Here is an 11,823-nt window from a genome sequence, read left to right as displayed (position 1 = left end):
ATAGTGGGCGAAATGTTAGACGCTGGTGTCTGACTCAGGAGTGGATGGAGCGAGGCGTGACCTCCTCGAAACGGATTTCTCGCGGCTTTGCCGGTCTAGCAGCGGGAATCGCGACTCTGACGGTGTTCACGGCGACACCGGTGGCAGCGGACCCGGTCATCGTGCAGCCGGCCGCGGCGGTCCCGCTGCCGCCCGAGCTGGATCCGGGCTTCTACCGCCCGTCCCCGGAGCTGTTCGCCGGAAAGGCTCCCGGCGAGATCATCGCCGCGCGGCAGGTGAACGTGGCGAACCTTGGCTTGATTCCGGTGAACGTCGATGCCTGGCAACTGTCCTACCGATCGAACAACAGCCGTGACGAAGCGATCGCCGCGGTCGCGACCGTCTTGAAACCGCGGGGATCAGCGCCCGACAAACTGCTGTCGATGCAGGGCGCGGAAGACTCGCTCGCCGGATACTGCGCGCCGTCCTACGCCATGCAGCAGTGGTCGGTGGCCGCGCTGGCCGGCCAGATCGTCACACCGGCGGAGTTCGTGATCGCCCAGGGCGCGGTGCAGCAGGGCTGGGGCGTGGTGATTCCCGACCATCAGGGGCCCGACGATGCCTTCGCGGCCGGGCCGCTCGCAGGCCGAATCACCCTCGACGGCATCCGCGCCGCCGAGAACTTCGAACAGATGCGACTCTCACCCGACGTGCGCACGGCGCTGTTCGGCTACTCCGGCGGCGCGATCGCGACCGGTCACGCGGCGGAGCTGAAGCAGAGCTACGCCCCGGAACTCAACATCGTCGGCGCCGCCGAGGGCGGTGTACCCGCCGACCTCGGAGCCATCGTCGAAGTCGGCAACAACCAGCTGTGGTCGGGCATGATCATGGCGGCCATCCTCGGGCTCGCCCGCGAGTATCCGGAGTTCGCCGACCTGCTGAACCGCGACCTCGATCCGTTCGGCCAGTCGCTGGCGCAGGTGAAGGGCAAGCTGTGCGTCCAGTACAACACCATCCTGTTCCCGTTCCTGAACATCACCGGGATGCTGCGAGTACCGGGTGATCCGTTGGAGCACCCCGTCGTCCGCGATGTGCTCGACAAGACGCGCATGGGTAAGTCCCTGCCGGATATGCCGATGTTCATCTGGAACGCCAACCCCGATGAGCTGATTCCGGTCGGCCCGGTGAACACCCTGGTCGACACCTACTGCCAGAACCCCGATGCCCAGGTCCGCTACACCCGCGAGCACCTCGGCGAGCACATCACCACCCAGCTGTCCGGTGTCGCCACCGCCCTGCTCTGGGTCCGTGAGCGCCTCGACGGAGTACCCGCCGAGGCGGGATGCAGCATCAAGGACGACACGCTGATGGCGCTGAACCCGGAGGGTCTGAGCCTGCTGGCCGCCACCTTCGGCGAGACGTTCGCGTCGTTCTTCGGCAAGCCGATCGGCGTCAAGTAGCCGACGAGGTCACTGCCGGGCGAGCCTGGTCAGCAGGCCGTGCACGTGCGCCTCGGCGGCGGCGAGACCGTCGAGGACGGCGCGGACCGCGAGCACATCGCGGATGCGGTCGTCGTCGACGGCGGGTGTCCAGCCCTGCTCGGTGTGTTGCCTCGACGTTAAGGCGCTGTCACGGGCGCAGGTCCGCACCCGGTGCCAGGATCTCCACGACCGGCTCGCTCTCGGGTTCGAGGAAGTCCAGCAGCGCCACCGCCTCCGGTTCCACCTGCGCCGCTTCGGCTTTCGTCCAGTCACGATTCGGGCTGACGCACAGCCGGGCGGTGCCACCGTTGACGAAGATCTTGTACATCCCGGCAAGGAAACCGTCGATCAGGATCGGCGAGACATTGGTCGTGAAGGTGCGCAGGGGCGGTGCGGAGGTGTCGCCGACGATGCGGGAGCGGTCCTTGTGCGAGAGCAGGGCGTTGTCGAACCAACCCAGCAGCCGGACGGGGGCCGGCAGGTCGGGATCGGCGAGTTCGAGGTCGGCGGCGTCGTAGAGGGTGCGGCCGCGGTCGTCGGTGTAGGTGCGGACCCGGTCGCCGAGTTCGGTGACGGCCTTCTTCATGGCAGGCAGCCGTGACCAGGCCTGCATGTCCATCGTGCTCGCGGGACCGAACGCGCGCAGGTAGCGCAGGATCAGTTCCGATGCCGGGTAGGTCGGGTCGAGTGGTGCGCCCAGCCAGGGCTGGATCCGCGACCAGACCGGGCGGCTGTTGTCGCGCCAGCGGCCACGCGGCGGCGTTTGCAGGACGGGGAGTTGGTACAGCCAGGTCTGCATGACGGCACCGGGGTCGCGGTCGGAGTAGCAGCGGGCGGCTGCGGCGCGCAGGTCCGCCGTCGACATCGGTTCTTCGCCCAGCGCCGCCTCACCGTGCGCACGCACCTCGTCGGGGTCGAGGCCGACCATCGCGCCGAAGTTGAAACCCTTACGGAACGGCGCGTTTTCCAGAACCGGCTGGATGTGGGGTGCGATGCGTAGCGCGTCCGGCGGCGTGACGAGGTGAATCGTGCCGCGCATCAAGGTGATCCGGACGAGTGACCGGTCATCGAGGCCGTTCGTCACCGTCGCGGGATCGAAATCGGCTATCCGACTCCATAACCCGACGAACGGCGGCGGTACGTCTTGCGCCTGCAAACCGATCAGATGGTCACACATCTGGGCGGCGGTCAGCGTGGAGCGCTCCAGCAGATGCTGCCGGGCCAGCAAGGTCCGGTTGAGCGTTCGATTCGACAGCTGCATTCGAGTTCCTCCGTCGGCCCGCGATGATCCGCCGACATTACCGCCGACCGCTGACATCCGGGTCAGCGCAGCTGCACGACCACCTTGCCGGTTGCGGTCCGGTTATCCAGTGCCGCAACGGCTTCGGCGGTGCTCTCCAACGGGTACAGCACCGGATCGGGAGCGGGAATCGCGCCGGAGGCGAGCAGCGGCGCGATCTCGGACCACTGTTCGGCGAGGTAGGTGGGGTGGGTCATCACCCATTCGCCCCAGGCGGCACCGACGACCTCCACGTTCTTGAGCAGCAGGCGATTCACCTTCACCGTCGGGATCTCCCCCGCCGTGAAGCCGACAACCAGCAGCCTGCCGCCGCCCGCCAGCGAGCGCACGCTATCGGTGAAGCGGTCGCCACCGACCGGGTCGAGGACGATATCGACGCCGCGACCGCCGGTCAGTTCCTTCACCGCGGCGAGCCAGCCGTCGGTGAGTACCACGTCGGTGGCGCCATTGGCCTTGGCCACCTGGGCTTTCTCGTCGGTGCTCACCACCGCGATCACCCGGCCCGCGCCGAGCGCCTTGGCCATCCGCAGGGTGGAGGTGCCGACCCCGCCTGCCGCACCGTGCACCAGGACCGTCTCGCCCTCGGCCAGCCTGCCACGCTTGGTCAGGCAGAAGTGGACGGTGAGGTCGTTGAACAGCACGCCCGCGCCCGCTTCGAGGGAGATGTTGTCGGGCAGCGCGAACACGGCGTGCTCGGGCGACACCGCCACCTCGGCGACACCGTTGCCCAGCATGGTCAGCGCTGCGACCCGGTCACCGGGGCGCAGCGACGACCCCTCCGGTGCCTCGCGCACGACCCCGGCCACCTCGCCGCCGACGACGAAGGGCAGGCCCGGCTTCATCTGATAGAGACCGCGCGTCATCAGCACATCGGGGAAGGCGATGCCCGCGGCGTGCACGTCGATCAGGACACCGCCCGGATAGGCCACGGGCTCGGGCAGCTCGACGATCTCGATCGCCGACGGTCCGTCCAACTTGCCGATCTGGGCTGCGCGCATTTCCGACACCTCTCTGCGATGACATTCACCCGCGAACATAACCCGGCGAGCGGTTCAACGATGGGCGAACTCGGTCACCGTTTCGCTGAACGGCGGTTTACCTGGAACGGTGATGGTGAGACCGTCGGCACTGAGCAGGTACTGGGTGCCGTCGGTGTAGTTGGTCGCGATGAACGAGCCGTCGCCGTTGGGCACCGGATCGTTGAGCGTGATGACGGCGCCGTCATTGACCCGGACACCCTTGTAGTAATAGCGCTGATCACCGGTGTGGCAGATGACCACTCGCGATTGGGTGGTGCGGGCGATGGACATCGCGGCGTCGTTGTCATGACAGCGCGGGCCTCCAGAAAGGAAGCCCTGACCGTCGGCGCCGGTGACACTCGACCGCAGCGGCGGGACGGTGGTTTCGGTGGGCAACTGTGCTGTGGAGGCATACGTCTGGCTCGCGGTGTCGATCACGGACGGTTCGACGACGCCGGAATCGAGCGATGGCGGGACGGCCACGTTGCGACGGTCATCGACGCTCATCATGAACCACACCCCGATGCCGACCGCCGCCAGCGCGATCAGCGAGCCCAGCGCGCCGACCAGCAGTGGTGTCGCCGAATTACGTTGCGGGGGAATCGGTATCGGCGCCGAGGGATGGGTGTACCCACTCCCCTGGCTGGGACCGACCACCCGTTGTGATGCCCGAACGACCGTGGACTCGTGTCCTGCCGCGCGTGTGGGCCGGGGTTCGGTCACGCGACGCATCGGCTGCGGTTCGGCCGATTGTGGGCCTGTCACGCGACGCGTCGAATTCGGTTCCGCGGGTTGCGGACCCGTGACGCGAGGTATCGGGGTGAATGAACCGGCACCGGTCGCGGATCGGGCCGGCCCTCGAGTTGTCGGCGACGACAGCGATCCGGCGGAGAAAGCCGCCGAAGCACGGGTTGCCGGCGACGACTCGGCCGACAGGGCCGCGGAAGCGCGAGTCGGCGGGGACTGTGAGTCTGCCGGGACGGCAGCCGCGCCACGGGTCGGCGGCGAGTGCGAGTCGCGCGAGAGGGCCGCCGAGTCCCGAGTCGGGGGCGACTGCGAGTCGGGCGAAAACGCCGCAGGGTCCCGAGCAGGGTGCGAGTCGCGCGGCAGAGCCGCGGAGTCCCGGGTCGGCAGGGGTTGCGAGTCGCGCGAAAGAGCCGCAGAGTCCCGGGTCGGCGGGGGTTGTGAGTCGGCTGGGACGACAGCGGAGCCGCGGGTTGTCGGTGGGGACGGCGGAACGTCGGAGCGGTGCGGTGGCGTCTGCGGGCCGGTGATCTCGATTCGAGGGCCGGATACCGTTGCGGGAGTGGAGCGCTCGGCCTGGATCAGCGCGGCTCTGGCGGCACGGGCCAGGTCGATGGGCGAGGCGTAGCGCTGGTCGGGGCGCTTGGCCATGCCGCGCTCGATAACCGGGTCGAAGGTGGTGAGCGTGGGATCGGCGGCGCTGGGGCGCGGGGCGGGCGCCATCTGATGCGAGCCGATCGCGCCCGCGAGGCTGTTCACCGGGAACGGCACCCGGCCGACCAGGCATTCGTAGAGCACACAGGTGAGCGCGTAGGTGTCCACCGACGCCGACATCGGCACGCTCTCGAACCGCTCCGGCGCCATGTACGCCATGGAACCGACCGCGCTGCCCGCGCTGGTGAGCTGCGGATCGGTGGCGGCGTGGGCGATGCCGAAGTCGACCAGATAGGCGAACAGGTTGCCGGTGAGCAGGATGTTGGCCGGTTTCACGTCGCGATGGACCAGGCCTGCCTCGTGCGCGGCATCGAGCGCGAACGCGATCTGCTCGATCACCTGCACCGCCTCGACAGGGGTGAGCTTGCCGTACTGCTGGAGCCGCTCCTTGAGATCGACGCCCTTGACCAGGCGCATGTCGATGTACAGGACGCCGTCGACCTCGCCCCAGTCGTGCACCGGGATGACGTGCGGTTCCTGCACGCTCGCCATCGCGTGCGATTCGCGGCGGAAGCGCTGCACGAAGGTGGGGTCGGTGGCGAGTTCGCGGTTGAGCATCTTGAGGGCGACAACACGATTCTTGGAGGTGTCGTAGGCCTCGTAGACCTCCCCCATACCGCCGACTCCGATAAGTCTGCGAATTTCATAGCGCCCGAACATCGAGCCCGCCATTGCTCCGCCGGCCATTCAAGCAGGCTACCTGGGCGCGGATAGGTCTGTCATGTAGGACAACCGCGCTCCTACCCCCTTGGTGATCGTCACCTGGTACCCCTAGTCCCGACTCGCCGCGAGGGTGTGATCTGCGACCCGTAAAGTCGTCTACAGAACTACGCAAGAAGTCGCGGCGCACCCTGGTGTGCCGCGCAAGGAGCACACGTGTCACTCGATCAGCCACTGGCCCCGCTTCCCGAGGAGGGCACGGGTTTCGCCACGGCGTGGCCTGTCCGGGCCGGCGACGTGGATCCTTATCAACGACTGCGCCTGGATGCCGTGGCGCGCTACCTGTCCGATATCGCCTGGGACGAGCTGAATCAGACGGCTCTGCATCTCACCGATCCCACCTGGATCGTGCGCCGCACCGTCATCGACGTGATCCGCCCGGTCGTCTGGCCCGATCACGTGCATCTCGAGCGCTGGTGTTCGTCGATGTCCACCCGGTGGACGAACATGCGCACGCGGATCACCAGCGAACGCGGCGGGCTGATCGAGACCGAGGGATTCTGGATCAACCTCAGCGAATCGAGCAATCTGCCCGCCCGGATCAGCGACGACGGCCTCGCCTACCTGGCCCGGTCCACCGACGAGCATCGCCTGCGCTGGCGGCCCTATCTCACCGATCCGGCACCACGCGAGTCCGATACGGACCTGCCGTTCCCGGTCCGCGCCACCGATATCGACCAGTACAACCACGTCAACAATGCCTGCTACTGGCAGGCCGTCGAACAGTTCCTCGTCGACTTCCCGAAGCTGGTCGCCGGACCGCACCGCGCCGTGATCGAGTACGTGGCACCGGTGCTGGCCCGCGAGCACATCACCGTGCGCGCCCGCCACGAACCGGGTGACCGGAACGGGCAAACGGTGCTGCGGCTGTGGTTCGTGGTCGGCGGCGTCACCACGACCGTCGTCAGAATCATGCCGCTCCCCCAATAGCCCCGGACCCATCTAGGGACCGGGGCCATCGGCTACCCCTTCGCGGCCTTGAGCAGGTCGGCGCGGGTCGTGAACTTGACCCGCGGCCTGCCTGCCGCCTTGCCCGCGGTCTTCTCGGCCTGGTCGATGGTCTTCCAGCCCTTGCGGTCGACCAGATCGGGCTGACGCTGCGCGAGCAGTGCGCGCAGGGCGGCCCGGTCGCCGGTCGGTGCGGTGAGTTTGCCCGCGATGAAGTCGGCGATCACCGCTTCGACGGTTTCCTCGGCGTCGACCCGGTTGGAGCCGATCACCCCGCGCGGGCCGCGCTTGATCCAGCCGGAGACATAGACACCGGGGACGGGCTCGGTCGCGTCGAGGACCCGGCCGTGCTCGCTCGGCACCGTGCCACGGCGCTCGTCGAAGGGCAGGCCTGCGACGGGCACGCCGCGGTAGCCGATCGCGCGCAGTACCAGTCCGGTGTCGATGGTTTCGGTGCGGTCGGTGGCGGTGGCCACCAATTGCCCGTTCTCCTCGGTCAATTCGTTGTGCGCGAACTCGATCGCGGTGACCGCGTCGGTGCCGTGCACCGCGGTCGGCGCGGCGAGGTAGCGGAAGACGATCCGCTTGTTCGCCGGGTCGGACTTCGCCGTCGAATACTCTTGCGCGAGTTCGTACTTCAGGCGCAACGAGGGTTCGATGTTCGGATCGTCGAGCACCGCACGGCTGTGCGGGTCGAGTTCGACATCGGCGGGGTCGACGATCACATCGACGCCGTTGCGATGGGTGAGCGCCAGGAACTCCGGCGAACTGTAGGCGGCCTGCAGCGGGCCGCGCCGACCGAGGATCACAACCTCGCGAATCTTGCTGCGACGCAGGGCGTCCAGCGTGTGGTCGGCGATATCGGTCTTGGCGAGCTCGTCGGGGTCGCCGGTGAGCACGCGCGCCACATCGAGGGCGACGTTGCCGTTGCCGACGATCACCGCGCGCTCGCCGGACAGGTCGAACTCGCGGTCGGCGAAATCGGGGTGGCCGTTGTACCAGGCCACGAACTCGGTGGCCGAGTGGCTGCCGGGCAGGTCCTCGCCGGGGATGTCGAGCGAGCGGTCGCTCGAGGCACCGACGGCGTAGATCACCGCGTGGTGGTGGTCGAGGAGCTCCTGGTGATCGATGTGCTCACCGACCTCGACATTGAGGTAGTACTGCAGCGAGTCGCGACGGAACGCCGACTCGAACATCTCGGCGACGCCCTTTGTGCCCGCGTGATCGGGGGCGACGCCCGCGCGCACCAGACCCCACGGGGTCGGTAGCCGGTCGAACATCTCGACCTCGACATCGCTGCGCCGCAGCAGTTCGTCGGCGGCGTAGCAGGCCGCGGGGCCCGCACCGACGATCGCGACCCGCAGCGTGCCCAGACTCTTGGGCGGGCGGGCAGGCGTGCTCAGCGGGTCGAAGTTCGACTCGAGCGGGTGGCGCTGGAAGTAGGCCGCGTTGATCTCGCGATACCTGGCCAGCGAGGCGAGCAGGTCGTCCTCGGAGAAGATCGCGTCCACCGGGCACGCGTCGACGCAGGCACCGCAGTCGATGCAGGTGTCAGGGTCGATGTACAGCATTTCCGCCGTGGCGAACTCCGGTTGATCCGGAGTCGGGCGGATGCAGTCGACCGGGCATTCGGTGACGCAGCTGGCGTCGTTGCAACAACGCTGCGTGATGACGTAGGCCATAGGGTGCAGATCCTCGAAATGTGTGGTCGGTGGCTCGAGGCGCCGCCGGGACGGGCCCGCGGCGGGTGAGCCGCGGGCACATCATCGGTGACGCACCTTTCAGTGTGCCTCGAGTGTGACCGCGACCTCACCGCTGCCCAGGATTACGGTGGTCTCATGGTGGCGACCCTGATCTTGATGCGGCACGGAAAATCGGCCTACCCCGACAATGTCGACGACCACGCCCGCCCGCTGGCACCGCGTGGCGAGCGCGAAGCGGCGCTGGCCGGCGCCTGGCTGCGCGCCTCCCAGCCGCCGATCGACGCCGTGCGCTGCTCGACGGCCGAGCGCACCAGGCAGACGCTGGCCGCCACCGGCATCACGGCGCCGGTCGAGTACACCGACGACATCTACGACGCGAACCCGCACACCCTGATGGAACTGATCGGGCTCACCGACGACTCGATCTCGACGCTGCTCGTCGTCGGCCACGTTCCAGGGATCCCCTGGACCGCGTGGGAACTGGCGAGCAACCGCGAATCCGATCAGGCGACCGAACTCAGCCGCAAGTTCCCCACCTCGGCGCTGGCCGTGCTCGAATTCGACCGGCCGTGGGCACAACTGGGCCCCGGAACGGGCGAACTCACGTCATTCCACGTCCCGCGCTGAGTCACGCGGTGGCTCACTTCAACAACTTGCCGCCGACGACGATGCCCACCCCCAGCAGCGCGAGGAGCAGGAACGCGACGAATCCGTTCGTCAGCGCCCAGACCACGCCTAGCACGAGTACCACCGGCGCCACCGCGATCGCGGTGATCACCGGGCTCTCCTTGACCGTTTCCCAAGCCGAGCGGGCCCTGACGCGGTCGATGTCCTTACCAGCCATGTGATCCACACTACGTTTCTGCGGCACCCCGGTACACACGCTTGGCGCGCACGGACATGTGATCCGCGCCTTGTTTCTGTCGGACCCCGCAACGATGCTTGACCGCATGGAATGGAAAATCGAACTCGTTGCCATCCCGGTCACCGATGTCGACCGGGCCAAGGATTTCTACACCAGCATCGGCTTCAACGCCGATCACGACCACACACCGAGCCCGGAGATCCGGTTCGTGCAGCTCACTCCGCCGGGTTCGGGATGTTCGATCTGCATCGGGCGCGGGCTCACCAGCGCCGCGCCGGGCAGTGTCGAGGGCATGCAGATGGTCGTGGCCAGCGCCGACAAGGCCTATGAACAGCTGATCGCGGCAGGCGTGGAAGCCACCCCCGTCGAGGACATGGGCTGGGGCCGGTTCACCTTCTTCGCCGACCCCGACGGCAACAAGTGGGCTATCCAGGAGCTGCCGAACTACAGCTGAATTCGCCCGCCCGTGAGAATAGGTCTTGCTTGGAGTGCACTCCAGGTGGATAGCGTCTGAGGAAGTTCCACGGGAAGGGACGAGCACGATGGATCAGGACGCAGCGCTACGCGCCGACAGCGACGACGAGCACGAGCGCCCGAGGTATTCGATCGGCCAGGTGGCCCAGCAATCGGGCCTGAGCCGCGACACCCTGCGCTGGTACGAGCGGATCGGGCTGATGGGCTACATCGGTCGCGATCACACCGGCAACCGCCGGTTCAGCGACCGCGACCTGGAGTGGCTGGCGCTGATCGGGCGGCTGCGCCTGACCGGCATGCCGGTGGCCGACATGATCCGCTACGCCGAACTGGTACGGGCAGGTGAGCAGACCTACCCGGAGCGGCTGGAGATGTTCCGGCAGACCCGATCCGACGTGCTCGACAAAATCGCGGAGCTGCAACAGACCGTGGCCGTTCTCGACTACAAGATCGCCATCTACGAAGGCCGATCCGATGTGGTCCGTCCCGCCACGATCACCGTGCACACGAGCGAAGGAAGCGACACATGAGCACCACCGCGACACTGCCCACCACCACTCTGGGCGCCGACGGACCGCTGGTCGGGACACAGGGGCTCGGCTGCATGGGCATCAGCGAGTTCTACGGTGACACCGATGCGGCCGAATCGCGGGCCACCCTCGACCACGCACTCGAACTCGGCGTCACCCTGTTCGACACCGCCGATGTGTACGGCTCCGGCCACAACGAGGAATTCCTGGCCGATTTCGTCCGTGCCAACCGCGAAAACCTGCTGATCGCCACGAAATTCGGCATCGTGCGCAAGGCCGACGACCCGTCCTTCCGCGGCTTCGACAACTCCCCCGCCTACATCCGCGCGTCGGTCGAGGCCAGCCTGCGCAGGCTCGGCGTCGACACGATCGACCTGTACTACATGCACCGGCGCGATCCCGGGGTGCCGATCGAGGAGACCGTCGCCGCGATGGCCGAACTGGTCGCGGCGGGCAAGGTGCGGGCGCTGGGGTTGTCCGAGGTGACCGGTGACGAGCTGCGCGCCGCGCACGCGGTGCACCCGATCGCGGCGCTGCAGTCGGAATGGTCGCTGTTCTCCCGCGACGTGGAACGCACCGCGGTGCCCGCCGCGGCCGAACTGGGTGTGACGTTCGTTCCGTACTCGCCGCTGGGTCGCGGTTTTCTCACGGGCGCGTTCACCTCGGCGAAAGATCTGAGCGACAAGGACTTCCGTCGGTTCCAGCCTCGCTTCACCGGCGACAACGCCGAGCACAACGCCGAATTGCTCGCGCCGTTGGCCGCGATCGCGGCGGCGCACGACATCACCCAGGCCCAAGTCGCCCTCGCGTGGGTGCATGCGAGGGCGGGTGCGCACAACGTGTCCGTGGTGCCGATCCCCGGTACCCGCAAGCGGACCAGGCTGGCCGACAACGTCGCCGCGGCGTCCGTGCGTCTGTCATCCGACGAACTGGCGACGCTGGAACCGATCGCCGGACACGTGGCAGGCGCCCGGTACGCGGATATGTCGTTCACCTCGGCCGGGCGCGAATAGGATCGCGGCCATGACCGATGCCACCGCCGATCCGCAGCGCCGCGTCGTGCGCAACGTGGAGAAGAACCGCTACGACGTGTTCCTCGACGACGAGCTCGCAGGCTTCGCCGAGTACATCGAGCGCGACAACGACACCGATTTCATCCACACCGAGATCGACGACGCGTTCGCGGGCAAAGGGCTCGGCGGGGTACTCGCCCGCCAGGCCGTCGAGGACGTGATCGCGCGCGGTCGCACCATCACCGCGCACTGCCCGTTCATCCGTGGCTGGCTGGACAAACACCCCGAGTACGACGCGCATGTGGTGGGCAAGGGCATCCTGCCGTGAGCGAC

13 protein-coding genes are annotated in these 11,823 nt (G+C 67.7%); 7 read left to right on the top strand and 6 right to left on the bottom strand.

What is annotated here, in order from left to right:
- Nucleotides 1-44 precede the first annotated feature (44 nt).
- A complete protein-coding gene (locus tag ACFWPK_RS05140) occupies nucleotides 45-1,439 on the top strand; it encodes a lipase family protein (protein WP_378913273.1) in 1,395 nt (464 codons plus the stop codon).
- A 9-nt stretch (nucleotides 1,440-1,448) separates the two neighbouring features.
- Here ACFWPK_RS05140 and ACFWPK_RS05135 read toward each other — a convergent pair whose 3' ends face one another.
- The 4 genes from ACFWPK_RS05135 to ACFWPK_RS05120 all read right to left on the bottom strand — a co-directional run bounded on the left by ACFWPK_RS05135 (nucleotide 1,449) and on the right by ACFWPK_RS05120 (nucleotide 5,924).
- Nucleotides 1,449-1,628: a hypothetical protein gene (locus ACFWPK_RS05135; protein ID WP_378913272.1), complete on the bottom strand. Its 180-nt coding sequence runs from the start codon at nucleotides 1,626-1,628 to the stop codon at nucleotides 1,449-1,451.
- A complete protein-coding gene (locus ACFWPK_RS05130) occupies nucleotides 1,609-2,721 on the bottom strand; it encodes a winged helix DNA-binding domain-containing protein (protein WP_378913271.1) in 1,113 nt (370 codons plus the stop codon). The genes ACFWPK_RS05135 and ACFWPK_RS05130 overlap by 20 nt, the downstream gene beginning before the upstream one ends.
- Before the next feature lie 62 nt (nucleotides 2,722-2,783).
- On the bottom strand, nucleotides 2,784-3,758 hold the full coding sequence (locus ACFWPK_RS05125) for an NADPH:quinone oxidoreductase family protein (protein WP_378913270.1): 975 nt from the start codon (nucleotides 3,756-3,758) through the stop codon (nucleotides 2,784-2,786).
- A 54-nt stretch (nucleotides 3,759-3,812) separates the two neighbouring features.
- On the bottom strand, nucleotides 3,813-5,924 hold the full coding sequence (locus ACFWPK_RS05120; protein ID WP_378913269.1) for a protein kinase: 2,112 nt from the start codon (nucleotides 5,922-5,924) through the stop codon (nucleotides 3,813-3,815).
- Nucleotides 5,925-6,113: 189 nt separating this feature from the next.
- Between ACFWPK_RS05120 and ACFWPK_RS05115 the strand changes: the two genes are divergently transcribed.
- Nucleotides 6,114-6,887, top strand: a complete 774-nt coding sequence (locus ACFWPK_RS05115; protein ID WP_378913268.1) for an acyl-[acyl-carrier-protein] thioesterase — start codon at nucleotides 6,114-6,116, stop codon at nucleotides 6,885-6,887.
- 32 nt (nucleotides 6,888-6,919) lie between these two features.
- Here ACFWPK_RS05115 and ACFWPK_RS05110 read toward each other — a convergent pair whose 3' ends face one another.
- Nucleotides 6,920-8,587: an FAD-dependent oxidoreductase gene (locus ACFWPK_RS05110; protein WP_378913267.1), complete on the bottom strand. Its 1,668-nt coding sequence runs from the start codon at nucleotides 8,585-8,587 to the stop codon at nucleotides 6,920-6,922.
- A gap of 156 nt (nucleotides 8,588-8,743) precedes the next feature.
- On the opposite strand from ACFWPK_RS05110, the gene ACFWPK_RS05105 reads away from it, so the two are divergent.
- A complete protein-coding gene (locus tag ACFWPK_RS05105; RefSeq protein WP_378913266.1) occupies nucleotides 8,744-9,235 on the top strand; it encodes a SixA phosphatase family protein in 492 nt (163 codons plus the stop codon).
- A 13-nt stretch (nucleotides 9,236-9,248) separates the two neighbouring features.
- Here the strand turns inward: ACFWPK_RS05105 and ACFWPK_RS05100 are convergent, their stop codons facing one another.
- Nucleotides 9,249-9,452 (bottom strand): hypothetical protein, encoded by a 204-nt coding sequence (locus ACFWPK_RS05100; protein WP_378913265.1) that lies wholly within the window; start codon nucleotides 9,450-9,452, stop codon nucleotides 9,249-9,251.
- 106 nt (nucleotides 9,453-9,558) lie between these two features.
- Here ACFWPK_RS05100 and ACFWPK_RS05095 point away from each other — a divergent pair, with 106 nt between their 5' ends.
- The 4 genes from ACFWPK_RS05095 (at nucleotide 9,559) to ACFWPK_RS05080 (ending at nucleotide 11,818) form a co-directional block, all read left to right on the top strand.
- Complete coding sequence (locus ACFWPK_RS05095) at nucleotides 9,559-9,927, top strand: VOC family protein (RefSeq protein WP_378913264.1); 369 nt, start codon at nucleotides 9,559-9,561, stop codon at nucleotides 9,925-9,927.
- 88 nt (nucleotides 9,928-10,015) lie between these two features.
- On the top strand, nucleotides 10,016-10,477 hold the full coding sequence (locus tag ACFWPK_RS05090) for a MerR family transcriptional regulator (protein WP_378913263.1): 462 nt from the start codon (nucleotides 10,016-10,018) through the stop codon (nucleotides 10,475-10,477).
- Nucleotides 10,474-11,490 (top strand): aldo/keto reductase, encoded by a 1,017-nt coding sequence (locus tag ACFWPK_RS05085; RefSeq protein ID WP_378913262.1) that lies wholly within the window; start codon nucleotides 10,474-10,476, stop codon nucleotides 11,488-11,490. The genes ACFWPK_RS05090 and ACFWPK_RS05085 overlap by 4 nt, the downstream gene beginning before the upstream one ends.
- A gap of 10 nt (nucleotides 11,491-11,500) precedes the next feature.
- Nucleotides 11,501-11,818: a GNAT family N-acetyltransferase gene (locus ACFWPK_RS05080; RefSeq protein ID WP_378913261.1), complete on the top strand. Its 318-nt coding sequence runs from the start codon at nucleotides 11,501-11,503 to the stop codon at nucleotides 11,816-11,818.
- Nucleotides 11,819-11,823 lie beyond the last annotated feature (5 nt).

Source organism: Nocardia sp. NPDC058519 (genome assembly GCF_042719755.1).
In the GTDB taxonomy this organism is placed as follows: Bacteria; Actinomycetota; Actinomycetes; order Mycobacteriales; family Mycobacteriaceae; genus Nocardia.
The sequence above is the reverse complement of the archived record's forward strand: the minus strand, read 5'-3'. Positions and strand labels throughout refer to the sequence as shown.

Bases quoted from the DNA above. Each gene is read 5' to 3' on its own strand.
- ACFWPK_RS05095 (WP_378913264.1), top strand. From the start codon at position 9,559: ATGGAATGGAAAATCGAACTCGTTGCCATCCCGGTCACCGATGTCGAC.
- ACFWPK_RS05140 (WP_378913273.1), top strand. From the start codon at position 45: ATGGAGCGAGGCGTGACCTCCTCGAAACGGATTTCTCGCGGCTTTGCC.
- ACFWPK_RS05110 (WP_378913267.1), bottom strand. From the start codon at position 8,587: ATGGCCTACGTCATCACGCAGCGTTGTTGCAACGACGCCAGCTGCGTC.
- ACFWPK_RS05085 (WP_378913262.1), top strand. From the start codon at position 10,474: ATGAGCACCACCGCGACACTGCCCACCACCACTCTGGGCGCCGACGGA.
- ACFWPK_RS05090 (WP_378913263.1), top strand. From the start codon at position 10,016: ATGGATCAGGACGCAGCGCTACGCGCCGACAGCGACGACGAGCACGAG.
- ACFWPK_RS05130 (WP_378913271.1), bottom strand. From the start codon at position 2,721: ATGCAGCTGTCGAATCGAACGCTCAACCGGACCTTGCTGGCCCGGCAG.
- ACFWPK_RS05080 (WP_378913261.1), top strand. From the start codon at position 11,501: ATGACCGATGCCACCGCCGATCCGCAGCGCCGCGTCGTGCGCAACGTG.
- ACFWPK_RS05125 (WP_378913270.1), bottom strand. From the start codon at position 3,758: ATGCGCGCAGCCCAGATCGGCAAGTTGGACGGACCGTCGGCGATCGAG.
- ACFWPK_RS05100 (WP_378913265.1), bottom strand. From the start codon at position 9,452: ATGGCTGGTAAGGACATCGACCGCGTCAGGGCCCGCTCGGCTTGGGAA.
- ACFWPK_RS05120 (WP_378913269.1), bottom strand. From the start codon at position 5,924: ATGGCCGGCGGAGCAATGGCGGGCTCGATGTTCGGGCGCTATGAAATT.
- ACFWPK_RS05105 (WP_378913266.1), top strand. From the start codon at position 8,744: ATGGTGGCGACCCTGATCTTGATGCGGCACGGAAAATCGGCCTACCCC.